Raw genomic sequence first — 24,624 nt, 5'->3', positions numbered from 1 at the left:
CCCATGGGTGTCTCCACCACCGGCCCCGAGAAGGGGATATCGCTCGTCACCGTCGACTTCCCGCCCGTCAACGCCCTGCCCGTACGGGGCTGGTTCGAGCTGGCCGACGCCGTGCGCGCGGCCGGGCGCGACCCGGCCGCGCGCTGTGTGGTGCTGGCCGCCGAGGGGCGCGGGTTCAACGCCGGGGTCGACATCAAGGAGCTGCGGCGCGACCCCGGCCACGACGCGCTCCTCGGCGCCAACCGGGGCTGCTACGAGGCGTTCGCTGCGGTGTACGAGTGCGAGGTCCCGGTGGTCGCGGCGGTGCACGGGTTCTGCCTCGGCGGCGGGGTGGGCCTGGCGGGCAACGCCGACGCGATCGTGGCGAGCGAGGACGCCGTCTTCGGGCTGCCCGAGCTCGACCGGGGCGCGCTCGGCGCCGCCACCCATCTGGCCCGGCTCGTCCCCCAGCACCTGATGCGCGCGCTGTACTACACCTCCCGCACGGTCACGGCCCGGGAGCTGCACGCGCACGGCTCGGTGTGGCGGGTGGTCCCGGGCGGCGATCCGCGCGCCGCCGCGCTGGAGCTGGCCGGGGAGATCGCCCGCAAGGACGGCTCGCTGCTCCGGCTCGCCAAGTCCGCCATCAACGGCATCGACCCCGTCGACGTGCGCCGCAGCTACCGCTACGAGCAGGGCTTCACCTTCGAGGCCAACCTCAGCGGGGTGGCGGACCGGGTCCGCGCCGCCTTCGGCGACGGGCCCGCGAAGGAACGGCAGGGGGAGGTACCGGCATGAGCGACAAGACCATGACGCCCGAGGACGTGGTGGCGCGGCTGCGCAGCGGAATGACCGTCGGCATCGGCGGCTGGGGATCGCGCCGCAAGCCGATGGCGCTGGTCAGAGCGGTGCTGCGGTCGTCCGTGACCGATCTGACGGTCGTCTCCTACGGCGGCCCGGACGTGGGGCTGCTGGCCGCCGCCGGACGGATCGGGCGGCTCGTCGCCCCGTTCGCCACGCTCGACTCGATCCCGCTGGAGCCGCGTTTCCGGGCGGCGCGCGAGGCCGGGGCGTTCGCGTTCACCGAGCTCGACGAGGCGATGTTCATGTGGGGACTGCACGCCGCCGCCAACCGGCTGCCGTTCCTGCCGGTGCGGGCCGGGCTCGGCTCGGACGTCATGCGGGTCAACCCCGGACTGCGCACGGTGACCTCGCCGTACGAGGACGGGGAGACGTTCGTGGCGGTGCCCGCGCTGCGCCTGGACGCGGCGCTGGTCCACCTCAACCGCGCGGACCGCCTCGGCAACGCCCAGTACCTGGGCCCCGACCCGTACTTCGACGACCTGTTCTGCGAGGCCGCCGACGCCGCCTATGTCTCCTGCGAGCGGCTGGTGGACGGCTTCGCGGACGCGGCGGTGCAGACCCTGCTGGTCGGGCGGCACTCGGTCACGGGGGTCGTCGAGGCGCCCAACGGGGCGCACTTCACCTCCTGCGCGCCGGACTACGGGCGCGACGAGCCGTTCCAGAAGCTGTACGCGAGCACGCCCTGGCCCGAGTTCGCCGCGCGCTTCCTCTCCGGGCCCGACGAGAAGTCCTACCAGTCGGCGGTCCACGCCTGGCACGAGGAGACCGAGTGATCAGCCGCGCCGAGTACTGTGTGATCGCCTGCGCCGAGGCGTGGCGGGGCGACGGGGAGGTGCTGGCGAGCCCGATGGGGCTGATCCCGGGGATCGGCGCCCGGCTCGCCCGGCACACCTTCTCCCCCGACCTGCTGCTCACCGACGGCGAGGCGACCCTGGTCGGCCCGGACGGTACGGCCGAGGGCTGGCTCCCGTACCGCAGGCATCTGACCCTGGTCACCGGCGGACGGCGGCACGTGATGATGGGGGCGAGCCAGCTCGACCGGTTCGGCAACCAGAACATCTCCTGCGTCGGCGACTGGGCGGCGCCCGCCCGCCAGCTCCTCGGGGTGCGGGGCGCGCCCGTCAACACCCTGAACAATCCGGTGAGTTACTGGGTGCCCCGGCACTCGCCCCGGGTGTTCGTCGAGCGGGTCGACATGGTGTGCGGGGTCGGCTACGACCGGGCGGCCGGGATCGGCGCCCGCTACCACCGCATCCCGCGCGTCGTCAGCGACCTCGGCGTCTTCGACTTCGCCACCCCGGACCACTCGATGCGCCTGGTGTCGCTGCACCCGGGCGTGAGCGTGGAGCGGGTGCGGGCGGCGACCGGGTTCGAGCTGGCGGTGGCGGACCGGGTGCCCCTCACCCGGGACCCCACCGGGGAGGAACTCCGGCTGATCCGCGAGGTGCTGGACCCCCGGGGACAGCGCGAGCGGGAGGTGCCGGCCTGATGGAGACCGCGCTGACCCGGCTGACCGGGGTGCGCCACCCGGTCGTGCAGACCGGGATGGGCTGGGTGGCCGGGCCGCGCCTGGTGTCGGCCACCGCCCGCGCCGGGGCGCTCGGCATCCTCGCCTCGGCGACGATGAGCCCGCAGGCGCTGCGCTCGGCGGTGCGGGAGGTCAAGTCCCGTACGGACGCGCCGTTCGGGGTGAACCTGCGGGCGGACGCGGGCGACGCGCGGGAGCGGGTGCGGATCATCGTGGCGGAGGGGGTGCGGGTGGCGTCGTTCGCGCTCGCCCCCTCCCGGGAGCTGATCGCCGAGCTGAAGGACGCGGGCGTGGTGGTCGTGCCGTCCGTCGGGGCGCGGCGGCACGCCGAGAAGGTGGCGGCGTGGGGCGCGGACGCGGTGATCGTGCAGGGCGGCGAGGGCGGCGGGCACACCGGCGACGTGGCGACGACGGTCCTGCTGCCGCAGGTGGTGGACGCGGTGGACATCCCGGTGATCGCGGCCGGGGGCTTCCACGACGGGCGCGGCCTGGTGGCGGCGCTGGCCTACGGGGCGGCCGGGGTCGCCATGGGCACCCGGTTCCTGCTCACGGCGGACTCGACGGTGCCGGACGCGGTGAAGGCCCGCTATCTGGCGGCGACCGTCAAGGACGTGACGGTGACCCGGGCGGTGGACGGCCTGCCGCACCGGATGCTGCGCACCGAGCTGGTGGACGCGCTGGAACGGGCGGGCCGGGTACGGGCGCTGGCGCGGGCGGTGCGGCACGCGGCGGCGTTCCGCTCGCTGTCGGGGCTGTCCTGGCCCCGGATGCTGCGGGACGGGCGGGCGATGAGGCACGGCAAGGACCTGACGTGGAGTCAGGTGCTGCTCGCGGCCAACACCCCGATGCTCCTGAAGGCGTCCATGGTGGACGGCCGCACCGACCTCGGCGTGATGGCCGGCGGCCAGGTGGCGGGCGTCATCGAGGACCTGCCCAGCTGCGCCGAGCTGGTGGAGCGGGTGATGCGCGAGGCGGAGGAGGTCCTGGCGGCCCTGCGGGCCCCGCTGTGACCTCCGCCCGCGCCCCGGTGGACGGGCTCGTGCGAGCCCGTCCACCGGGTGAGGACCTGCCTAGGCGGTCGCGCCCCGGCGGCCGCCGCCCTGGGGACGGCCGCCGCGCCGGGCGCCGCCGCCCGCCGCGCGGGCACCCTGCGGCTGACCGGACCGGCTGCCCTGGGCCCCGCCCTGGGCGCGCGCGCCCTGCGACTGGCCGGAGCGGGAGGCGGACTGCGTCCGGGTGCCCTGGGACTGGCCGGAGCGGGCCGGGGCGCCGGACTGCGTGCGGGCGCCCTGCGACTGGCCGGAGCGGCCCGAGGAGCCGCGCGCGCCCGAGGAGCGCGAGCCACGGCCGCGGCCACGGCCGCCGCCCGAGGCGGGAGCCTGCTGCTGGACCGGGACCTCGACGACGACCGGGACGCCGGACGGCTCGCGCGCGCCCGTGACCCGTACGAGCTCCTCGTCGCTCGACTTGACCTCGGCGGTGCGCGGACGGATGCCCGCGAACGACATCAGCCGGCTCATCTCGCGCTTCTGCTCGGGCAGGACCAGCGTGACCACGCTGCCGGACTCGCCCGCGCGGGCGGTGCGCCCGCCGCGGTGGAGGTAGTCCTTGTGGTCGGTCGGCGGGTCCACGTTGACGACCAGGTCGAGGTCGTCGACGTGGATGCCGCGGGCCGCCACGTTCGTCGCGATCAACGCGGTGACCTGGCCGTTCTTGAACTGCTCCAGGGTGCGGTTGCGCTGCGGCTGGGAGCGTCCGCCGTGCAGGCCCGCGGCCAGGACGCCGCTCGCGAGCAGGCGCTTGACGAGGCGGTCCACCGAGCGCTTGGTGTCCATGAACATGATCACGCGGCCGTCGCGCGCCGCGATGCGGGCGGTGACGGCCTTCTTGTCGGTCTCGTCCTGGACGTAGAGCACGTGGTGCTCCATCGTCGTGACCGCGCCCGCCGAGGGGTCGACCGAGTGGACCACCGGGTCGGTCAGGAACATCCGGACCAGCCGGTCGATGTTCTTGTCCAGGGTCGCCGAGAACAGCATCCGCTGGCCGTCCGGCTCGACCTGCTTGAGCAGCGCCGTGACCTGCGGCATGAAGCCCATGTCGGCCATCTGGTCGGCCTCGTCGAGGACCGTGACGCGGACCCGGCCCAGGTCGCAGTCGCCGCGGTCTATGAGGTCCTTGAGGCGGCCGGGGGTGGCCACCAGGACCTCGGCGCCGCGCCGCAGCGCACCGGCCTGCTTGGTGAGCGAGAGGCCGCCGACGACGGTGGTGAGCCGCAGGTTGACGGCGGTCGCGTACGGCGTGAGCGCGTCGGTGACCTGCTGCGCCAGCTCCCGCGTCGGCACCAGCACCAGCGCGAGCGGCGCCTTCGGCTCGGCGCGGTGCCCGGCGGTGCGGGCGAGCAGCGCGAGGCCGAAGGCGAGGGTCTTGCCGGAACCGGTGCGGCCCCGGCCGAGGATGTCGCGGCCGGCCAGCGAGTTCGGCAGGGTGGCCGCCTGGATCGGGAACGGCTCGGTGACGCCCTGCGCGGCCAGCGTCTTCAGCAGCCCGGCGGGCATGTCGAGGTCGGCGAAGGCGGCCACGGCGGGGAGCGCGGGCGTCACGGTCTCGGGCAGGGTGAACTCACCCTGCGGCTGTACGGTCCGGCCGCGCGCGGGCTTTGCCGAGGGCTTGGCGGAGTTGGAGCTGGAGCGCTTGCGGGAGGTCGTGCGCGTCATGAGGAAGTGCCTTCCTGGGCCCGGGGGACGGACAGCACGCAAGCCGGGACCCGCACCTCGCGGTGCGGGCCCCGGCTGCGGAATTCGCCGAAGATCAGGCGGGAACGATGTTCTCCGCCTGCAGGCCCTTCTGGCCCTGGGTGACCTCGAAGGAGACCTTCTGGCCCTCCAGGAGCTCACGGAAGCCGGAGGAGGCGATGTTCGAGTAGTGGGCGAAGACGTCCGGGCCGCCGCCGTCCTGCTCGATGAAGCCGAAGCCCTTTTCCGAGTTGAACCACTTCACGGTGCCAGTAGCCATGTCATTCTCCTGAATAGGTAGGGGCCCCATCCGGAGAAAGCCGGAAAAACAATAATGCGCCTGAGTCGGAACATTCCGGTCAGGCGCACATAAAGTCTATGGGTACCACAACTGCAACGCCCAAACTGTACCACGTCCCTCATCCGGCCTGCTCAGAGCCGCTCTATGACCGTGACGTTCGCCTGGCCGCCGCCCTCGCACATGGTCTGGAGCCCATACCTTCCGCCGGTGCGCTCCAGCTCGTGCAGCAGCGTCGTCATCAGCCGCACCCCGGTGGCGCCCAGCGGGTGGCCGAGCGCGATGGCGCCGCCGTTGACGTTGACCCGGTCCGGGTCGGCGCCGGTCTCGCGCAGCCAGGCGAGCACCACCGGCGCGAACGCCTCGTTGATCTCGACGAGGTCGATGTCGTCGATGGACAGACCGGTCCGGCGCAGCGCGTGCGCGGTCGCCGGGATCGGGGCCGACAGCATCCGGATGGGGTCCTCGCCGCGCACCGAGAGGTGGTGGATCCGGGCGCGCGGGGTGAGCCCGTGCTCGCGCACCGCCCGCTCGCTCGCCAGCAGCATCGCGGCGGCGCCGTCCGAGATCTGGGAGGAGCAGGCGGCCGTGATCGTGCCGCCCGCCACGACCGGCTCGAGCGCCGCCATCTTCGCCGCGCTGGTGTCGCGGCGCGGCCCCTCGTCCGCGTCCACCTCGCCGTAGGCCACGCTCTCGCGGGCGAAGCGGCCCTCGTCGAGTGCGCGCAGGGCCCGCCGGTGGGAGCGGAGCGCGAACTCCTCCTGGGCCTCGCGGGTGATCCCCCACCGCTCGGCGATCAGCTCGGCGCCGTGGAACTGGTCGACGGGCCGGTCCCCGTACCGCGCCCGCCAGCCCGCCGAGCCCGCGAAGGGGCCCTCGGTCAGGCCGAGCGGTTCGGCGGCCCGCCGGGAGGCGAAGGCGATGGGGACCATCGACATGTTCTGGGTGCCGCCCGCGACCACCAGGTCCTGGGTGCCGGAGAGCACGCCCTGCGCGGCGAAGTGCACGGCCTGCTGGGACGAGCCGCACTGGCGGTCGACGGTGACGCCGGGCACCTCCTGCGGCAGCCCGGCCGCCAGCCACGCGGTGCGGGCGATGTCGCCGGCCTGCGGCCCGACCGCGTCCAGGCAGCCGAAGACGACGTCGTCGACGGCGGCCGGGTCGATCCCGGTGCGGGCCATGAGCGCGGTGAGGACGTGCGCCCCCAGGTCGGCCGGGTGGACCCGTGCGAGTCCGCCCCCGCGCCGCCCCACCGGGGTGCGGACCGCTTCGACCACGTATGCCTCGGACATTCCGGCTCCTTCGCGTGCGGGCTGGCTACTCGCGTACGGCGATTCCGTCCAGGACCATCGAGAGGTACTGGCGGGCGATCTCCTCCGGGCCGTGCTGGCCACCGGGCCGGTACCAGGACGCGGCCACCCACACCGTGTCCCGCACGAACCGGTAGGTGAGGCGGACGTCCAGGTCCGCCCGGAAGGCCCCGGCGGCCACCCCGCGCTCCAGCGTCCCGAGCCAGGCCCGCTCGAACCTGCGCTGCGAGTCGGCGAGATAGTGGAAGCGGGGCAGCGCGGCGAGGTGGCGGGACTCCTTCTGGTAGATCGCGACGGCGGCCCGGTGCCGGTCGATCTCCCGGAACGACTCGGTGACCAGCGCCTCGATCGTCTCCCTGGGCCCCAGCCCGGCGGCGAGCACGGCGTCGTACCCGTCCCACAGCTCGGTCAGGAAGGTCGAGAGGATCTCGTCGAGCATCGATTCCTTGGAATCGAAGTGGTAGTAGAGGCTGCCCGCGAGCATGCCCGCCTCGTCCGCGATACGGCGGACGGTGGTGGCGTTGTAGCCCTGGGCGGCGAACACCTCGGCCGCGGTGGCCAGGAGTTCGTCGCGCCGCTCGGCGGCGGCGGTCACCTGCTGCTTCTTGTTCTTCGGCACGGGCCCATTGTCGTCAACGCCCGGCGCTAGGGGTGCTGGCTGCTGACCGAGACGACCTCTCCGGTCAGATACGAGGAGTAGCCGCTGGCCAGGAAGACGATCACGTTGGCCACCTCCCAGGGTTCGGCGGGCCGGCCGAACGCCTCCCCCGCGGCGAGCTCCGCCAGGAGTTCGGCGGAGGTGACCTTGGCCAGGTGGGGGTGCAGGGCGAGGGAGGGCGCGACCGCGTTGACCCGCACCCCGTACGCGGCGGCCTCCACGGCCGCGCACCGGGTGAGCGCCATGACGCCCGCCTTGGCGGCGGCGTAGTGGGCCTGCCCGGCCTGGGCGCGCCAGCCGACGACGGACGCGTTGTTGACGATCACGCCGCCGCGCCCGGAGTCCCGGAAGGCGCGCAGGGCCGCCCGGGTGCAGCGGAAGGTGCCGCCCAGGGTGGTGTCCAGGACCTTGTCCCACTGCTCGTCGCTCATGTCGACGAGGGCCGCGGTGCCGCCGAGGCCCGCGTTGTTGACGACGACGTCGAGGCCGCCGTGCAGCCGTACGGCCTCCGCGAACACCGCGCCCACCTGGCGCTCGTCGGTGACGTCGCAGGGCAGCGCGGCCACGGCCGCGGCCCCGAACTCCTCGGCGAGGGCCCGTTCGCTCTCCTTGAGGCGGCGGGCGTGGGCGTCGCTCAGCAGGACGCGCGCGCCCTCCTCCAGGAGGCGGCGGGCGGTCGCGCCGCCGATCCCGGCCCCGGCGGCGGCGGTGACGACGGCGGTGCGGCCGGCGAGCAGGCCGTGCCCGGGGACGTACGGAACCTTGTTGTCGGTCACCCTCGGAGGCTAACCTACCAAACACTTGTTAGGGAAGGTCGACGGAGGGCGGACCGCGCCATGGACCTGGACCGCACGGCCGAGGACGAGGCGTTCCGCGCCGAGGCGCGGCGGTGGCTGGCCGCACACGTGCCCGCCGCGCCGCTGCCGTCGCTGGAGACGGCGGAGGGCTTCGCCGCCCACCGGGCCTGGGAGGCCGAACTGCACGCGGCGCGCTGGGCGGTGGTCTCCTGGCCGCGGCGGTACGGGGGGCGGGACGCCGACATCTTCCGGTGGCTGGCCTTCGAGGAGGAGTACTGGGCGGCGGGCGCGCCCGGCCGGGTCACCCAGAACGGGATCAGCCTGCTCGCCCCCACCCTCTTCGACCACGGCACGCCCGAGCAGCGGGCCCGGGTGCTGCCGGACATGGCGAGCGGTGCGGTGGTGTGGGCGCAGGCGTGGTCGGAGCCGGAGTCGGGGTCCGACCTCGCCTCGCTGCGCTCGCGCGCGGTGCGCACGGCGGGCGGCTGGCTGCTGTCGGGCCAGAAGACCTGGTCGTCGCGGGCCGCCTTCGCCGACCGGGCCTTCGGGATCTTCCGCACCGACCCGGCGGCGGCCCGGCCGCACCAGGGCCTGACGTATCTGATGTTCGACCTGCGGGCCCCCGGGGTGACGGTCCGCCCGATCGGCCGCCTGGACGGCCGACCGGCCTTCGCCGAGCTCTTCCTGGACGAGGTGTTCGTACCCGACGAGGACGTGATCGGGGACCCCGGGCAGGGCTGGCGCATCGCCATGTCCACCACCGGCAACGAGCGCGGGCTGACGCTGCGCTCCCCCGGCCGCTTCCTCGCCTCGGCCGACCGGCTGGTGCGGCTGTGGCGCGGGCGCGGGGCGGACCGGGGCGTGCGCGACCGGGTCGCGGACGCGGTGATCGGGGCGCGGGCCTACCAGCTGTTCACCTTCGCGCACGCCTCGCGCTTCGCGGCGGGCGGCGAGATCGGCGCGGAGTCCAGCCTGAACAAGGTGTTCTGGTCCGAGTACGACATCGCGCTGCACGAGACCGCGCTCGAACTGCTGGGCGCCGACGGCGAGCTGGCGCACGACGGGGACGGCTGGGCCGAGGGGTACGTCTTCGCCCTCGCCGGGCCGATCTACGCGGGCACCAACGAGATCCAGCGCGACATCGTCGCCGAGCGCCTGCTCGGCCTGCCCAGGGGCCGCGCGCCCCGGGCCCCCGGGGACGGGCGCGCCGAGGGGAGGACGGCATGAGGTTCCTGGCGACCGCCGAGCAGCGCGACTTCACCCGCGCGCTGGACGCGCTCCTGACGGCGGCGGACACCCCGTCGGCGGTACGGGCCTGGTCCGCCGGGGACCACGGCCCGGGCCGGGCGCTCTGGCACCGGCTGGGCGGGGCGGGCACGTGGTCCCTGGCGGCCCCGGAGGCGTACGGGGGTCCCGGCCGCCTCCCGGTCGAACTCGCCTTCGCCCACCGCGAGTTGGGCCGTCACGCGGTGCCCGGCCCGGTGGTGGAGACGGCCGCGGCCACGGCGCTGCTGACCCGGCTCGCCGAGCTGGGCGAGCCGGGCCCGGCCGCACGCCTGCTGCCCGCGCTGCTCACCGGCGAGGCCGTGGTCACCCTGGGCCTCGCGGCGAGCGGACCCCGGGTGCTCGACCCGGACGCGGCCGACGCCGTGCTGGTGGCCGACGCGGCCGGGCTCCGCCTCGCCCCGGGCCACGGCCCCCTGCGCGCCTCGTCCGACCCGGCCCGGCGCCTCGCGGAGCCGGATCCGGGCGGCGAACTGCTCGCCAAGGGGCCGCAGTTGGCCGAGGCGGTGGCGTACGCCGTGCGCTGGGCCAGACTGGCGGCGGCGGCGCAGGCGCTCGGGGTCGCCGAGGAGCTGCTGGGGCGGACCGTGGCGCATGTGAAGCGGCGCACCCAGTTCGGCGTCCCCATCGGCTCGTTCCAGGCGGTCAAGCACCGCCTCGCCGACACCCTGCTGGCCGTCGAGTTCGCCCGGCCGCTGGTGTACGGGGCGGCGCTCACCCTCGCCCCGGGCGACCTGGCGGCGGCGAAGACGGCCGCGGGCGAGTGCGCCTACCGGGCCGCCCGCACGGCCCTCCAGCTCCACGGCGCCGTGGGCTACACGGAGGAACTCCCCCTGGCCCTGTGGCTGCGCAAGGCCCGCCCCCTCCGCGACGCCTGGGGCACTCCGGCGGTGTGCCGGGCGGAGGTGCTGGCACACCACGGCGGGCTGCCCGGCTGACGGGGCGCCGCCGACGCCCCGCCGACACCGGCGGGGCGCTCCGGATCCTACCCGTGGTCCTGGAACGCCTCCAGCGCCAGGATGCGCTCCTTCGCCTCGTCGTCCATCAGCTCGACCAGGGGCAGGACCAGGTCCCACAGGTCGCGCTTGTCGACCTCCTGGGCCAGGGCGTCCAGATCGGGCTCCGGGAGGGCGCCCGCCGCCCCGGCCACCGCCGTGCGGGAGCGGTCGGGCAGGAGGTGCAGCAGGGGCAGGAACTCCGCCCACAGCCCCGTCGCCACCACCGCCGGGACGATGCCGGTCAGCACCTCCGGGTCGTCCAGGGAGGGCAGCCGGGCCACGGTCCGCAGGTCGTCCGGGGGCAGCAGGGCCACCAGCGGGAGCAGCGACTCCCACAGCTCCTCGGCCGCCACCGTCCTCACCAGCGCGTCCAGCCGGTCGGACGGCAGGCGCGCCGCCAGTACGGCGATGCGCTCGCGGTGCTCGCCGGTGACCAGCGCGGCCACCGTCAGCGCCTGCGGCCACAGGCCGTCGGCCGCCGCGGCCACCACCCGCGCCAGGCGCTCCTCGCCCATCAGGTCGAGGATGCGGCCCAGTTGGCCGGGCTGGTCGATCGCGGCGCCGGTGCGCAGCACCACCGCGTCGTCGATCTGCGGCAGGATCCGCTCCAGGGCGGAGTCGCGCAGATGGCCGACGAACCGGCCCATGGTGAGGTGGTCGCCGCGTTCGGCGAGCGCGACCGAGACCCGTACCAGCAGGTTCTCGTCCAGCCGGTCGACGATGCCGGGGATGCGCCGGGGGTCGAGATGGGCGCAGGACTCGGCGGTGAAGGAGACCGGCAGCTTGTCGATGATGTCGGCGGCCCGGCCCGGCTCCAGCTTGCCCGCGACGGCGGCGGCCAGGCGCGGCCCGAGGGCCTTCTGCGAGATGGCGGCGGCGACCCCGGCGGGCACCAGTTTGGTGGCGCGGGCGATCCGGTCGAGCATCTCGGGGGTGCCGTCGAAGAGGGCGGCGACGGTCTGCTCCCGCAGCCGTCGCAGGTCGGCCGGGGGCAGCGCGGCCAGGAACGCCAGGTCCCCGGGGTCGCGGCCGAGCAGGCGGGCGGTCTTCTGGGTCTCGGCGCGGCCGAGCAGCTTGTCCATGGCGGTCACCGGCTCACTTGAAGAGGATGCGGCGGACGGGGCCCCGGGCGAGCGCGGGGACGAGCTTCAGCGCCTCCTCGGCGGCCTCTTCGAGACCGGCGGCGCGCGCCGCCTTCTCGGCGAGCAACGCGCCGAGGAGCGCCTTGAGTTGATCGTCCGTCAGCTCCGCCAGGGCGGCGGGCGGCGGCGCGCCCAGTTCCGTACCCAGCCGTGACAGCTCTTCGGTGCTCATGGAACCTCCCGGGACGGTGGCGGTGGCCATGGGCGACGGCCGCGGCGCCGGCGACGACTGCCGCGGCGGCCCGGTCCCGAGACTGGAGCGGATTTGACTTTTAGTCAATAGAGTCGGCCCAGTGCGCGCGCAGCACCTCCTCGGCCGGCTTCCCGTGCGGGGTGTACGCCAGCCGCGCCGGGGTCTCGCCGCTGTCCGGCCAGTCGTCCCACATCCACCAGCACACCCCGGCCCACCAGGCCCGGCCCGCGAAGGTGTCGAGGAGCGCCCGGTAGGCGGCGGCCTGCTCGTCGGCGCCGTCCTTCTTGCTGACCGTCCAGGAGTAGGGCGCGGTGGTCGAGCCGCGCTGGCTGGTGTAGCCGGCCTCGGTGAACAGCACCGGCCGGTGCCGGCTCGCGGAGAACGCGGCGAGTTCGTCGGCGATCGGCCGCCAGGCCCGCGCCAGCGCGCCCGCGTCCGTCGTCGGCTTCTCGGCCAGCGGCCAGTACGCGTCCACCCCGATGACGTCGAGGTCCTGCCAGAACGCGACCTTGGCGTACTCGTCGTAGTTGGCGGCGTACGTCAGCGGCCCCCGGTAGTGCGAGCGGACCGCCGCCACCACCCGGTGCCAGGCCGCCCCGTCGGCCGAGACGCCCGCCAGCTCCGTGCCGACCACGAACCGCTCGGCGCCCGTCTCGCGCGCCAGGTCCGCGTAGTGGGTGATGAACCGCTCGTACGAGGTGAACCAGGCGGCCCGGTCGGCGGGGCGGATCTCCGCCCGGTCCGTGCCGTCCACCAGGTCCACGTGCGGCTTGAGCATCACCTTGAGCCCGGCCGCGCGCGCCAGGGCGCTGATCCCCCGCAGGCTCGCGTCGCTCGCCGTCTCCTCGGTGGGGCGCTGCCCGGACTCCTCGGTGTTCTTCTGGTACCAGGTCGGCGTGAAGACGACCCAGCGGGCGCCGGTGTGCGCGATGTCCGCCAGGTACTGCCGCGCGCGCGGACCGCCGTAGTCGTCCACCGCCCAGGACGGCAGGGTCATCCCGCGCACCCGCCCGTCGTCGTGCGGCGCGCCCGAGCCGCCGGAGCGGGACGGGCCCGGCCCCGGTCCGGTGCCGCTCCCGCCCGAGCAGCCCGCGAGCACGAGAGCGGCGGCCGCGGCGACAGCCGCGACCGCCCTCGTGCGGGTACGTGTCACAGGGCCGCGGGGCTGACGAAGGTGTAGCCCAGGGCCTTGATGCCGTTGATCGTGTCGATCAGCGGCTGGAGCGGATAGTAGGGGTGGTAGAAGAAGCTCGCGAAGCCGTCCCGGACCGCGAGGTTGGCCTTGGCCGAGGCGACCAGGTCGGCCGGGAGCCGCGGCGGATGGTTGTTGATTTCCACGGGCTCATAGTTCCCGATGTTCTCCGGCAGCACCTTGGTCCCGTACACGTCGTTGACGACGTACGGGAAGAACTGGCCGATGAACCGGTTCGGGTCCGCCGTACCACCGGTGAGCGTCCCGGCGAAGTACAGCGAACGTTCCAGCCGGGCCCCGAAGTTCTGGCCGAAGACGCGGTAGTCCGTGGCGGACGCGGCGTAGTGCGGCGTCGTCCACAGCAGTGGCCGCGGCAGACCGGCCAGGGTGAACGCGGTGAGTCCGGCGGTGACCCGGGACTGCGCCCACAGCGCGGAGTCCTCGGCCACCGGGCCGTCGTAGACCACGTTGTTCCCCGCGTCCACATGGGCCCGGTAGAACTCGAAGTCGTCACCCGTCACCCCGGTGTAGGGGTTGTCGACCGAGCCGTACTGGTGCGTGTAGCCGTGCTCCATCAGCACCGCGCCGCGCGCCAGCATGTACCGCAGCGCCGAGACGACCTGCGGGCGCTGCGCCAGCGTCACCGTCTGCGCGGTCCCGCCGTTGTAGACGCCCTTGGGGTCGGTGTAGACGGGGATGACGTTGATCCCGTACGGGATGTGCTGCGAGTAGAGGTAGTCGGCCATGGTCTTGAGCTGGGCCGGGTCGGAGTCGGGGCTGATGTCCTCCAGCCGGACCATGGCCCGGTGCTGGGTGGCGGTGCCGGGCGCGAGCGCGTCGAAGAGCATGTCCTCGAAGGCGATGACCCGGTCGCTCTCGGAGACGTAGGCGAACGGGATCTCACCCAGATAGGTGAGGTTGGCCGAGCGCACCGCCCAGGGGAAGGTCTTGCCCGTCGAGGAGTCGAGCGCCTCCGCGACCGTGGTCACCGGCGGATACCCGGCCCCGGTGAGGACGTTGGGGCGCAGCACGCCGCCGTCCTGCCCGTCCGGGATCTTCCGGGTGAGGGCCTGGCCCCCGTAGGTCACCTGGGTGACGGTCCCGATGGAGCCGCCGTCCGAGAAGTACGAGGTGGTCGGGTCCCAGCCGTACTTCTGGGTGAACTGGGCCACGCCGACCGCGTTGCCCATGTTCCAGATGTTGTCCCCGGCCCAGACCACCGGCTTGGTGGAGGCCAGGACGTCCTGGTAGAGGGCGGGCGGCACGGCGTCCGGGAGGTCGCCGCCGTAGTACGTGGAGCCCAGGTAGACGGTCGCGGTGTACTGGCCGAGCATGCCCGCGGTGTACTGGGAGACCGGCTTGGCGGTTACGGTGCCGAAGTGACCGCCGAGGTTGGCGGTGGCCATGGCGTACAGCTCGCCGAGGTATCCGTAGGGTCCCGCCGTGTCGTAGAGCACGAGCGTGGAGGTGGAGGCGGGCGCCGCCGCCTGGAGGAGCCGGCGCACGGTGTCCGTGACGCCCGACAGGATCTTGCCGACCGGCCCCGGCGGTGTGGTGCGGCGCCGGGTGTCGGCCGTGAGCTGCGCCTTCGCCCAGTCGGCCAGGCCGACCTTGTTCAGTCCGGCGACGGGCACGGTGAGGTCGGGACGGGGTGGCGGCTGGCCCGCCGGGGCGGCCGAGGCCGCGAGCACGGTGCCGAAGAGCGCCGTGAGCAGGGCGAGGACGACGGTGAGCCGCCGCCGTCCCCGGGCACGGCGCAGCCGCGCCTTTCTCAGGGATTTCACGAGTCTTTCCCCCCTCTTTGCCGGTCGGCGAAAACAGACCGGATTCCCCGTTCCCGTAATAGCGGGAACGGGGATCTTGAGCGAATGAGGCACACGATTCTTCTGGCGGATCACAAAGGCTGTCAATGGGGCCGAGGGTCCCTCGATCGGGGCAATGTCCGGCCCCGCGAAGTGAACCTGTGAACTTTCATCCTCCGCACTCGCGGCGCCCACCGAATCTGCTACGTTCGCCGTCTCACGCGGTGACGTGTGGGTAAAAATGGGGGGGAACCCATGTACGGAAAACCTGCCTTGGGCACAGTGCTGCCACTGGCGGGGATGGCGGCGGCACCCGAGGCCGTACCCGGCCTACCTTTGGCCAAAGCTCTGCAGGCCACGGCCGGTGCGGGCTTCGTTCTCTACTGCCTGACCGCCTGCATCCTCTTACTGATCAGAATTCGACTGCGCCGGTCGCCCGGACCGGAAGAACAGCGAATGGACCTGGGGCAGAAATGATCGTCGACCTGCTTCTCTGGTCCAGTATTTCCCTCATCCTGATGGCGGGGTGCTACAACACCAGTCTCTTTCTTCTCTCCAGGCGCCGGGCACCCCGCAGAAAAGGACCGCGCAAAGAGCGGCTCTATGTATTTCTGCTCGCCTGCCTCAATGAAGAGAAGGTGCTCGCCGAGAGCCTGGCGCGGATCACCTCGCTCCCCGCCGGGAATTTCCTGGCCCTGGTCATCGACGACGCGTCCGACGACCGTACGTCGCAGATCGCCCTGGCCGCGGGCTCCGACCGGGTCCGCCTCCACCGGCGCGAACTTCCCGACGCCAGGCGCGGCAAAGGGGCCGCGCTCAACGACGGCATCCGTCATCTCACCGAATCCGGGGTGCTGGACGGATACGACCCCGACGACGTCATCCTCTGCGTGGTCGACGCGGACGGCCGGCTCGACGGCCATGTCGTGCAGTCCGTCGACCCGTTCTTCGACGACCCGCGCACCGGCGCCACCCAGATCTGCGTCCGCATGTACAACCGGTGCAGCGGACTCCTGGCCCGGCTCCAGGACATGGAGTTCGTGGTGTACGGCGATGTCTTCCAGAGCGGACGCCGCTTCATCGGCAGCGTCGGCATGGGCGGCAACGGCCAGTTCATGCGGCTCTCCGCCCTGCGCACCCTGGGCCCCGACGGCCCCTGGAGCGACAGCCTCACCGAGGACCTCGACCTCGGGGTCCGGCTGATCGCCCGGGGCTGGGTCAACCAGCACTGCACCACCGCGGCCGTCTCCCAGCAGGCCGTGCTCGACCTGCGGCGCCTGGTACGGCAGCGATCCCGCTGGTTCCAGGGCCACTTGCAGTCCGCCGGGCTCGTGCCGCTCATCCTGCGGTCCGTCCCGACGAGGGCCGCGCTCGATCTGCTCTACCACCTGTCGAGCCCGGTGCTCATCCTGCTCACCTCGATGCTGCCGCTCTCCTTCCTGGTCGCGGCGGGCGGCACCGCCGTCGCCTCCGCCGAGGCGGGCCGGGCCCTGGTCTCACCGATGTGGCTGCTCGGCCCGTATCTGCTCTCCTTCACCACCGCGTACGCGTACGGCTTCGTGTACGCCCGGCGCGAGCGCGAACTCGGCCTGGTGCGGTCCGTGCTGATCGCCCATGTCTTCGTCCTGTACGGCTACATCTGGTTCGCGGCCGGCTGGTGGGGGCTGTGGCGGATGGTCACCGGAAAGCGCACCTGGCTGAAGACCGCGCGCACCTGAGCGCCCGAGCGCGCTGCCGCGCGCACCTGAGCTCCGCTCCTGCCTTCTCTCTTCCTTCCTTTCCTCATCCGCTCGACCCTGCCCTAGGGGGACCCATGTCCACGTGTCCGTCCGGCGTGCCCGTACGCGCCATGCTGGTGCTCGGCACCCGGCCCGAAGCCATCAAGCTGGCGCCGCTGGCCCGGGCCCTGGCCGACGACACCCAGTTCGAACCGGTCGTCGTCACCACCGGCCAGCACCGCGAGATGCTCCAGCAGATGCTGGGGCTGCTGCGGGTCGACGTCAGGGTCGCCCTCGACGTCATGCGCGAACGCCAGCAGCTGTCCGATCTGACCGCCCGTCTGGTGGCGGGCCTCGGCACCCTGCTGCGCACCCAGCGGCCCGACCTCGTCGTCGTCCAGGGCGACACGACGACCGCGCTGGCCGGGGCGCTGGCCGCGTTCTACGAGCGCATCCCCGTCGCCCACGTCGAGGCGGGCCTGCGCACCGGCGTCCCCGACAACCCCTTCCCCGAGGAGCTCAACCGCTGCCTCATCGGCCGGATGGCGCGCTGGCACTTCGCCCCCACCGAACGCGCCGCCCGGCACCTGGCGGCCGAGGGCATCGCGACCGGCCAGATCTTCACCACCGGCAACACCGTCGTCGACAACCTCCAGTGGGCGCTCGCCGAAGGGCTCGGCCGCTGCGCCTTCCAGACCTCCCACCGCCGCGTCCTGGTCACCCTGCACCGCCGGGAGAACCAGGGCGACCGGATGCGGGCCATGGGCCGGGCGCTGTGTCTGCTGGCCGCCCGCGGCGACGTGGAGATCGTGCTGCCGCTGCACCGCAGCCCGGCCGTGCGCGAGGCCCTGCTGCCGCTGGCCGGACAGCCGGGCATCCACCTCGTCGAGCCGCTGGACTACCCGGACTTCACCGCCACCCTGGCCGGCTGCGACCTGGTGCTGACCGACTCCGGCGGCATCCAGGAGGAGGCGCCCAGCCTCGGCAAGCCCGCGCTGGTGCTGCGCACCACCACCGAACGGCCGGAGGCGGTCGAGGCCGGGGCGGCCCGGCTGATCGGCACCGACCCGGACACCATCGCGGGCGCCGCCGCCGCCCTGCTCGACGACCCGGAGGCGTACCGGCGGATGGCCACGGCGGGCAATCCGTTCGGGGACGGCGGCGCGGCCGGACGGATCCTCACCCAGCTCGCCGAGGACTTCGCGGCGGAACCCTCCCTCGACGCGCTCCAGGCGCGCCCCACGAGTGCCGGACCGGGGCCATACTCGACCCCATGACGACAGCCCCGCGCCTGCGGCGTCCGGTTCCGCCCGGCCGGCCCGGAAGCCGCAGGCGCACGGCCGTCACCCTGGCCCTGGCCGCGGCCCTACTGGCGGCCGGGGTGTTCGGCCTCACCCGGTGCGCGGCCGGTTCCGGACCGGCGGCGCACGAGCCCTGGGCCGACGGCAGCACGCACGGCGTCTGGCGGTCCGTCTTCAACGGTCAGGGCAGCAACACCGGGAGCGACTCCGCCCTGGAGCTGACGCCGCGCCGGGCCACCGCCGCGGACGTCACGCACGCCGGACTGGTCGTCAGCCGCGCCTCGTACGCGGACGTCCGCTACCAGGCGCGGCTGCGCACGGTCCGGCAGCTGCGCACCCCGGCGCCCAACACCTGGGAGGTGGCCTGGCTGGTCTGGGCGTACACCGACCCGGAGCACTTCTACTACCTCGCCCTCAAGCCCAACGGCTGGGAGCTGGGCAAACGCGATCCCGCCTACCCGGGCGGCCAGCGCTTCCTGGCCACCGGGGAGCAGCGGTTCCCGGTGGGCGCCCGGTACACGGTCCGGGTCGAGCAGCGCGGCGCCCGGCTCGCGGTCGCGGTGGACACGGCGGGCCTCGCCGACTTCACCGACGTCGAACGCCCCTATCTCCAGGGCGGCGTGGGCGCGTACACGGAGGACGCCCAGGTGCGCTTCACGGATCTGACGGTCCATCGGCTCGACCAATAGTCCCGACCGCCGGACCGCGCTCCCGCCCCTTCTGAAATCATCTGGGGGCAGCGGGAGCAAAGGGGTTGGGGATGGGCGGCGCGGCCGGCACGGATGGTGCCCGGGGCGGGGACGACGGCACCACGGGAGCCCGGCGGGCGCTGGTCCTCGGGGTCCCCGAGACCCGGTTCCTGCGCCAGGATCCGGCGCTCGCGGACCGGTTCCCGGCGCTGGAGTGCGTGGAGCGCGACATCGAGGCGGTCTCCAAGGCGCTGGAGCAGTCCGCGTACGCGGTCGCCGGGGCCGACCCCGGGGACGGGGAGCTGACCCGGAGTCTGCTGCTGCGCCGCCTGCGCGAGTTCTTCCGCTCCTGCGCGCCCGGCGACCTCGCGGTCGTCTACCTCTCCTGCCACGGCGAGTCGCTCGGCGAACGCGACTACCTGGTCCCGGCCGACGCCCAGCCCGGCGACGAACTCCCGGGCGGCGGACGGGCGCTGCTGGTGGACACGCTGCTGCCCGCGGACCCCGAGAAGCTGCTGGGCGGGCTGCGCCCGGACGTCACCGCGGTGATCTGCCTGGACATCTGCCGCACCGCGGGCCCCGGCCCGGCCGAGCGCGCCACCGCCCGCACCGACGGGTACGACAACGTGCTGTGGCTGTACGGCTCGGCGCCCGGCGCGCCCTCGTACGCCGACCCGGTGGAGGGCAGCTACTTCGGCCGCGCGCTGGCCGAGGCGCTGGCCCCGACCTCGCACCCCACCACGTTCGGCGAGGTCGTCGCCTACACCAGGACGGCGGTGCGGCGGCTGACCCGGCGGCTCACCGTGCCGCCGCCCGCCGTCACCCCCTCCGTCGCCCATCTGCGCCAGGGCTGGGCGTTCGAACTGCCGCTGTGCACCGGCTCCCGGGAGGCCCTCGCCTGGACCGACTCGGTGCTCGGCTCCGGGCTGTGGGAGCACACCTCGGGCAGCCCCGAGACCCATCGGCGGATCAAGGACAAGCTGAGCGACCTGGCCCGGCTGACCGCCGAGAGCCGGGCGGGCAGCGGCGCCCACACCCTCGACCCGTGGGGCGACCCGCGCTCGCCGGTCCGGATCGAGAGACAGCTCTCCGCCCTCGTACGGGAGGCGCGGCTGTGCGGCAGCGAGCGGCTCTCCCCCGCCGAGACCGCCGCGCTGCTCGCCGCGCCCCTGGTCCACGAGGGGCTGGTCGCCGTCGCGCTCGACGAGCTCGCGGAGCTGCTGCCCGACCGGCTCGACCCGGAACACGCGCCCAGGGTGTGCGGGGACCATGCCGCCGAGGTGCGCGACGCCGCCCGCGACGTGTGCCGGGCCCACTCCCAGGTGGGGATCGCCGCCGAGACCCTGCGGCGGCGCCACCTCGACGACGCGGCGAGCGCCGCCGACCACTGGCTGCGGCACCGCTTCATCGCCGACTGGGACCGGCTGTGGGAGAGCGACGGGCAGTACGAGGCGATGGCCCGGCTGCTGGCCCTGGCGGCGGAGGCGGTCGCGGCGGGCGCCGAGGACTCCTCGGCCGCGCCCGCCCCCGACGCGCGGCGGCTGATCGGCCACCAGCTCCGGCAGGTCCTCGCCCATCTCACGGTGGCGCCCGGCGGCAGCCCCCGGATCAACGAGACCGACGACCCGGACCAGTGGAGCACCTTCCGCGCGGTGCGGGGCAACCAGTGGCGCGGCGAGGAGCTGGCCCATCTGCTGTGGACGGCCGGGCTGCTGGCCGCCGACCCGCGCCGGATGTCCAGCGTCCTGGTCGACCACCTGGGCGCGCACCGGCCGCTGGTGCCGCGCGGCATGGTGGCGGCCCTCTCGGAGAACTTCGACTACGAGACGGTGGACCGGGAGGCGGGCGCCACCGGGGAGTACGGCCTGGCGGTGTCCTTCCGCTGCCCGCACCCCGCCCTGCACGCGGCCGTCGAGGAGCTGGCCGCCACCGCCGACGCCTGGCTGCACGCGCTGCGCCGCCGCTGGAAGGGCGGCGCGCCCCCGCCGCTGCTGCGCGGGCTCCCGGCGGCGGTGACCACGGAGTACCTGGTGCCGCAGGACGGCCGGTACACCAAGCCGCTGGAGCGGTTCCGGCTGGCCGAGGACGAGATCCGCCCGCTCCTGATGGGCACCCAGCTGTACGGCGACAAGATGCTGGCGGTGCGCGAGCTCTACCAGAACGCCCTGGACGCCTGCCGCCACCGGAGCCTGCGCGTGGAGTACCGCCGCGCGCTCGGCGGCAGCGACTCCGGCTGGACCCCGAGGATCTCCTTCGCCCAGGGCTGGGACCCGGAGGGCCGCCCGTACATCGAGTGCGAGGACAACGGCACGGGGATGAGCTGGGCCAAGCTCACCTCGATGTTCGCGCGGGCGGGCAAGCGCTACGAGCAGGACCCCGACTTCGTCCAGGAGCGGCGCAACTGGCGCCGCGCCAAGATCGCGGACATCGGGATGAACAGCCGGTTCGGCATCGGCGTGTTCAGCTACTTCATGCTCGCGGAGGAGGTGGTGGTCTGGACGGCCCCGGTCGACCAGCACGGCCTGCGCCTCGTCGACCGCCCGCACCAGGCCGAGATCCAGTCCGGCTCGGGCCTCCTGCAGATCCGTGAGACCGACGACGCGCCCGCCCGCGGCGGCACCCGCGTCCGGCTCTACCTCAGCGCCCAGGACGGCGAACCCCCGTCCCTGGTCGAGGCGTTGAAGTCGCTGCTGTGGGTGAGCGACCACCCGGTCTCGGCGGTCGAGTACGGCCGGGACGGGGCGAAGGGGCGCAGCGGCGAGTGGGAGCCCGGGGTGCTGGGCGGGGCGGCCCCGGACCGGCTCGCGACCGCGCTCCCGGCGGGTCCGGACGCCTGGGTGGTGCAGGGGGCGGGACAGTTGCTGCTGGACGGGGTGGTCATCAAGGACGCCCCCGAGGTGTTCGGCCACGTCTTCAACCTCCGCGAGAAGCACAGCCCCGTACCGAGCGTGGACCGCAACCGTCTGCTGTCGTGCGACGAGGACCTCGTCATGGACACCCTGCTCGCCGCGGCGGGCGAGGCGGTCGCCGACTGCGAGGAGGTGCCGCTGCGCTGGCTGTGGGAGCTCGCCGAGAAGACACCGCGGCTGGCGCTCGCGGTCCTGGAGGGGCTGCCTCGGGAGGCGGTGGGGATCCTCAAGTCGGAGTACGACGACTACGACCTCTCCTCCAGCCGGGTCCCGCTCGCCCGGGCCGGGTGCCTGCCGCTGGACAAGGTGCTCATCAAGCGCAGGCACTACCTCCGCAGGCTGCTGGACATGCCGACGTACGAACGGGAGCTGCTGCACGAGTGGCGGTGGGGCCACCTCGGCATCACCGGCAAGTGGGGCGCCCTGGACGTCCGGCCCGCCGGCTACCCCGAGCCCGTCGGCCTGGACTCCCTGCTGCTGCGCACGCCCCAGCGCGGCCCCTGGTACCCGGCCCTGACGGCCGCCGCCGAGAGCCGGCTGCCGCTCGACGTGGCCCTGCGCCACCAGCGCCGCTACGCGATCGCCGGGGTGGCGGTGCCGCCCGTGCCGGACGGGGTGTCCCTGGCGGACATCCCGGTGACCGGGCTGATGGCCGCGCTCGCCGCGGCCTACCACGACGCCGCCCGCTCGGCCCGTACGACCCCCGCCCTCCACGCCCCGCTCCTGGCCGTCGCCGCCCAGGAGGGGGTCTCCCTCGCCGAGGCCGCGGCGGCCCTGCGGGTGCTCAACTCCCTCGCCCCGGCCCTGCCGGCCGCTCCGGACCTCGACGGCCCCCTCGGTGACGAACACCCCTCCATCAAGGAGGCGAACCTGCTGGGCGCCCAGTTCATCAACGTGCTGGAACCCGAGGAGTACCTGTGGCGGGACGGGCGGGTGAACCCCGTCGAACTGCTGCTGCGCGCGCCGAGTGCCGCCGAGCACGCCCAACTGGTGCGGCGGATCGAGCAGTTGGCGCCGCTGGGCTTCTCGCTCGCGCGTCCACGGCCCGACCCCCTGCCCCACCGGCGGCTCAGCGGGCAGGACCGCCGGCTGCTCGGCCTCGACTCCCCCCTGCACTTCTCCTGGAACCGCGGAGCCGTCGGCCCCCTCCATCTGCTGCGGCTCTCGGCCGACAGCCAGGTCCCCGTCGGCGTGCTGCTCGACACCTGGCACGAGCTGGCACCGGCCGTCGGGGCGGGGCCGCTGGACCTGCCGGAGGAGGTACGGGCGTGGACCGCGCCGCGCTGGTTCGACGACGCGTGCCACCTGGTGGCCGATCCCGGGCAGCCGCTGGGCCCCTGGACCCTGGTGGCCGCGCTGTGGCAGACGTCCCAGGACGTCGACGCCTCCCGGCTCAAGGAGGACCTGCGGCTGCTGGAGCTGTGCGGGGTGCTGAGCGAGGACTGCGTGCGCCAGCTCGACGGCGTGGAGCGGCAGTGGTCCGACCGGAGCCGGCTGCTGACGACGCTGCTCATCTCGGACCTGGTGACCCAGAACCGCGTCGCGCGGGCCCGGCACGTGTCGGTCCTGGACGCCTCGGGCCTGCAGGCCGCCCAGCTGCTGCAGATCAGCGCGCGGGAGCGGATGCCGCTGGGGCAGCTGCTGCGACTGCTGTACGACACCGAGCAGCACGTCGCCCTGGCGGTCCCCGACATCCCGTCGGCCAGCGAGGTCCTCACGGCCACCGCCCAGGACGTCCTCGCGCTGACGGACAGCGCGGCGCCCGCCGGGTTCCGCACACGCCTGACGATCCATCAGCTCTTCCGGCACGCCCGCAACAGCGGCCAGTCCCTCGGCGAGACCGTCCGGGCCCTCTCCCGCTTCACCCCGCTCGGCGCCCCGCCCGTCCCCGGCGACTTCTCCGGTCCGGACGCCGCCGCGCTCGAAGACCTGCGGCCCGCCCTCTTCGACTTCGCCGCCTTCGACCCGGGGCTGCTCGGGCCGGGGCTGCTGGGTCCGCTCGAACTCGTCCTGGTGGCCGGGCGGTTCGGCTGGACGCTCGGGCGGGCGTACGAGCGGTACGCGCCGTTCCGGTGCCTGGGCCTCGACGTCACCGTCCGGGAGCCGGACGCCCGGGTGCGGGAGACCGTGCCCGACTGGCGGGACGTCATCGTCCTCACCACCGGGCTCACCGGCCGCGCCCCCGCCGTCGCCGGTGCGGTGGACCCGGACCACCTGGCCCGCTGCGCCGCCGGGACCGACCTCGCCGAGGACGGCGTACGGGAGCGGCTGACGCACTACGCCGAGCTGTTCGGCCTCACCCTCCCTCCCACAGAAAGTCCTGACGCATGAGTCCAGCCGTCGCCTACAACGCCGACGTCGAACATCCGACGCCCCTGACCGGGTTCACCTGGGTACGGCTGCGGGACGGGCAGGAGCGGTACGAGGTGAGCGGGATCTGCCCGGTCTGCCGCTGCTCGATGACCAAGCGCTGGCCCGTCGGGCAGCACGCCGTGCCCAAGGGCGGGTTCCCCGGCCGGCGCCAGGCGGTGCCGCCGCCGCCCTGGTACACCACGTGCACCTGCGCCTCGGTCCATCTGGGCCGGCCCCCCGGGGACACCGGCTGCGGCGCGGGCCTCTACCTCGACTGGCCCGCGTCGGGGCTGCCGCGGTGAGCGCCTTCACCCCGCGCCAGCTGCGGGACGCCGACCGGCGGGCCGAGGAGATGGCCTTCCCCCGGCGGCAGCTGGAGGTGGCCCGGGCGCAGGCCGAGGGGTACCGCAACTTCCTCGCCTCGCTCACCGGGCTGCTCACCACCGTCTTCGTGCTCAAGGGCCAGGAGAACCTGAGCAAGCTGCCGCACGGCCACCGGATGTGGGTGGTCGCTCTGCTGATCACCGGGTTCGCGGCGCTGATCACCGCCTCCTGGCTGGCCGTCTCGGCGGTGCACGGCCGGCCGGGCGAGACGCTGGTGCTGGGGGCGACCCCGGTGCTGCACTACGAGGTGGCCCGCACCCGGCGGATCTGGGTGCTGGTGGAGTGGGCCCGCTGGCTGGCGCTGGCCGGGGTGGTGAGCGTGGCGGGCGCGGTGGTGGTCACCTGGCTGGCCCCGGCGGCGAAGGGCTGACGTCCCGCGCCGCGCCCGGCCGCGACACCGGGCGCGAAAGCATCGCGGCGCCCGCCCAGTCGTCCGGTCGGGGACAGTGGGGCAGGCGCCGCGCTCAGTTCCGTACGCCGTTGTACGGGACGTT

The 24,624-nt window shown here is 74.1% G+C and carries 21 protein-coding genes; 12 read left to right on the top strand and 9 right to left on the bottom strand.

The annotated features are described in order from the left end of the window. Window positions 1–3: 3 nt before the first annotated feature. The 4 genes from AB5J87_RS26120 to AB5J87_RS26105 are packed head-to-tail and all read left to right on the top strand — an operon-like array spanning window position 4 to window position 3,381. Window positions 4–777: an enoyl-CoA hydratase family protein gene (locus AB5J87_RS26120; protein WP_369379782.1), complete on the top strand. Its 774-nt coding sequence runs from the start codon at window positions 4–6 to the stop codon at window positions 775–777. Continuing rightward, a complete protein-coding gene (locus AB5J87_RS26115) occupies window positions 774–1,616 on the top strand; it encodes a CoA transferase subunit A (protein ID WP_369379780.1) in 843 nt (280 codons plus the stop codon). Before AB5J87_RS26120 ends, AB5J87_RS26115 begins: the two co-directional genes overlap by 4 nt. Next, window positions 1,613–2,332, top strand: a complete 720-nt coding sequence (locus AB5J87_RS26110; RefSeq protein ID WP_369379778.1) for a CoA-transferase subunit beta — start codon at window positions 1,613–1,615, stop codon at window positions 2,330–2,332. Before AB5J87_RS26115 ends, AB5J87_RS26110 begins: the two co-directional genes overlap by 4 nt. Beyond that, window positions 2,332–3,381: an NAD(P)H-dependent flavin oxidoreductase gene (locus tag AB5J87_RS26105; RefSeq protein WP_369379776.1), complete on the top strand. Its 1,050-nt coding sequence runs from the start codon at window positions 2,332–2,334 to the stop codon at window positions 3,379–3,381. Before AB5J87_RS26110 ends, AB5J87_RS26105 begins: the two co-directional genes overlap by 1 nt. 60 nt (window positions 3,382–3,441) lie before the next feature. On the opposite strand, the gene AB5J87_RS26100 is transcribed toward AB5J87_RS26105, so the two are convergent. The 5 genes from AB5J87_RS26100 to AB5J87_RS26080 form a co-directional block, all read right to left on the bottom strand. Beyond that, window positions 3,442–5,085: a DEAD/DEAH box helicase gene (locus AB5J87_RS26100; RefSeq protein ID WP_369379774.1), complete on the bottom strand. Its 1,644-nt coding sequence runs from the start codon at window positions 5,083–5,085 to the stop codon at window positions 3,442–3,444. Window positions 5,086–5,179: 94 nt separating this feature from the next. After that, window positions 5,180–5,383: a cold-shock protein gene (locus tag AB5J87_RS26095; protein ID WP_030362889.1), complete on the bottom strand. Its 204-nt coding sequence runs from the start codon at window positions 5,381–5,383 to the stop codon at window positions 5,180–5,182. 152 nt (window positions 5,384–5,535) lie between these two features. Next, complete coding sequence (locus tag AB5J87_RS26090) at window positions 5,536–6,693, bottom strand: acetyl-CoA C-acetyltransferase (protein ID WP_369379771.1); 1,158 nt, start codon at window positions 6,691–6,693, stop codon at window positions 5,536–5,538. A gap of 25 nt (window positions 6,694–6,718) precedes the next feature. Further along, complete coding sequence (locus AB5J87_RS26085; RefSeq protein ID WP_369379768.1) at window positions 6,719–7,330, bottom strand: TetR/AcrR family transcriptional regulator; 612 nt, start codon at window positions 7,328–7,330, stop codon at window positions 6,719–6,721. 26 nt (window positions 7,331–7,356) lie between these two features. After that, complete coding sequence (locus AB5J87_RS26080; RefSeq protein ID WP_369379766.1) at window positions 7,357–8,145, bottom strand: SDR family oxidoreductase; 789 nt, start codon at window positions 8,143–8,145, stop codon at window positions 7,357–7,359. A gap of 60 nt (window positions 8,146–8,205) precedes the next feature. On the opposite strand from AB5J87_RS26080, the gene AB5J87_RS26075 reads away from it, so the two are divergent. Together AB5J87_RS26075 and AB5J87_RS26070 are read left to right on the top strand one after the other, a co-directional pair. Beyond that, the gene (locus AB5J87_RS26075; protein WP_369379764.1) at window positions 8,206–9,393 is read left to right on the top strand and encodes an acyl-CoA dehydrogenase family protein; all 1,188 of its coding nucleotides are present in this window, start codon (window positions 8,206–8,208) and stop codon (window positions 9,391–9,393) included. After that, on the top strand, window positions 9,390–10,388 hold the full coding sequence (locus AB5J87_RS26070) for an acyl-CoA dehydrogenase family protein (protein WP_369379762.1): 999 nt from the start codon (window positions 9,390–9,392) through the stop codon (window positions 10,386–10,388). The genes AB5J87_RS26075 and AB5J87_RS26070 overlap by 4 nt, the downstream gene beginning before the upstream one ends. 47 nt (window positions 10,389–10,435) lie before the next feature. On the opposite strand, the gene AB5J87_RS26065 is transcribed toward AB5J87_RS26070, so the two are convergent. From AB5J87_RS26065 to AB5J87_RS26050, 4 genes are all read right to left on the bottom strand, one after another. Beyond that, window positions 10,436–11,530, bottom strand: coding sequence for a hypothetical protein (locus tag AB5J87_RS26065; protein ID WP_369383674.1), 1,095 nt, complete (start codon window positions 11,528–11,530; stop codon window positions 10,436–10,438). 13 nt (window positions 11,531–11,543) lie between these two features. After that, window positions 11,544–11,762 (bottom strand): hypothetical protein, encoded by a 219-nt coding sequence (locus AB5J87_RS26060; protein ID WP_369379759.1) that lies wholly within the window; start codon window positions 11,760–11,762, stop codon window positions 11,544–11,546. A gap of 100 nt (window positions 11,763–11,862) precedes the next feature. After that, complete coding sequence (locus tag AB5J87_RS26055) at window positions 11,863–12,936, bottom strand: hypothetical protein (protein WP_369379758.1); 1,074 nt, start codon at window positions 12,934–12,936, stop codon at window positions 11,863–11,865. Further along, a complete protein-coding gene (locus AB5J87_RS26050) occupies window positions 12,933–14,759 on the bottom strand; it encodes a DUF2334 domain-containing protein (protein ID WP_369379755.1) in 1,827 nt (608 codons plus the stop codon). Before AB5J87_RS26050 ends, AB5J87_RS26055 begins: the two co-directional genes overlap by 4 nt. Window positions 14,760–15,250: 491 nt before the next feature. Here AB5J87_RS26050 and AB5J87_RS26045 point away from each other — a divergent pair, with 491 nt between their 5' ends. From AB5J87_RS26045 to AB5J87_RS26020, 6 genes are all read left to right on the top strand, one after another. After that, window positions 15,251–16,495 (top strand): glycosyltransferase family 2 protein, encoded by a 1,245-nt coding sequence (locus AB5J87_RS26045; RefSeq protein ID WP_369379753.1) that lies wholly within the window; start codon window positions 15,251–15,253, stop codon window positions 16,493–16,495. Window positions 16,496–16,590: 95 nt separating this feature from the next. After that, a complete protein-coding gene (gene wecB / locus AB5J87_RS26040; protein ID WP_369379752.1) occupies window positions 16,591–17,772 on the top strand; it encodes a non-hydrolyzing UDP-N-acetylglucosamine 2-epimerase in 1,182 nt (393 codons plus the stop codon). Beyond that, entirely contained in the window at window positions 17,769–18,485 is a 717-nt protein-coding gene (locus AB5J87_RS26035; RefSeq protein ID WP_369379750.1) for a calcium-binding protein, read from the top strand. Before wecB ends, AB5J87_RS26035 begins: the two co-directional genes overlap by 4 nt. A gap of 71 nt (window positions 18,486–18,556) precedes the next feature. Continuing rightward, window positions 18,557–23,725, top strand: a complete 5,169-nt coding sequence (locus AB5J87_RS26030) for a caspase family protein (protein WP_369379748.1) — start codon at window positions 18,557–18,559, stop codon at window positions 23,723–23,725. Further along, window positions 23,722–24,048, top strand: coding sequence for a hypothetical protein (locus AB5J87_RS26025; RefSeq protein ID WP_369379747.1), 327 nt, complete (start codon window positions 23,722–23,724; stop codon window positions 24,046–24,048). Before AB5J87_RS26030 ends, AB5J87_RS26025 begins: the two co-directional genes overlap by 4 nt. Further along, a complete protein-coding gene (locus AB5J87_RS26020; protein WP_369379744.1) occupies window positions 24,045–24,500 on the top strand; it encodes a hypothetical protein in 456 nt (151 codons plus the stop codon). Before AB5J87_RS26025 ends, AB5J87_RS26020 begins: the two co-directional genes overlap by 4 nt. Window positions 24,501–24,624: the final 124 nt, after the last annotated feature.

Source organism: Streptomyces sp. cg36 (genome assembly GCF_041080675.1).
Classification (GTDB): Bacteria; Actinomycetota; Actinomycetes; order Streptomycetales; family Streptomycetaceae; genus Streptomyces.
This window is presented reverse-complemented; position numbering and strand designations above follow the sequence as displayed.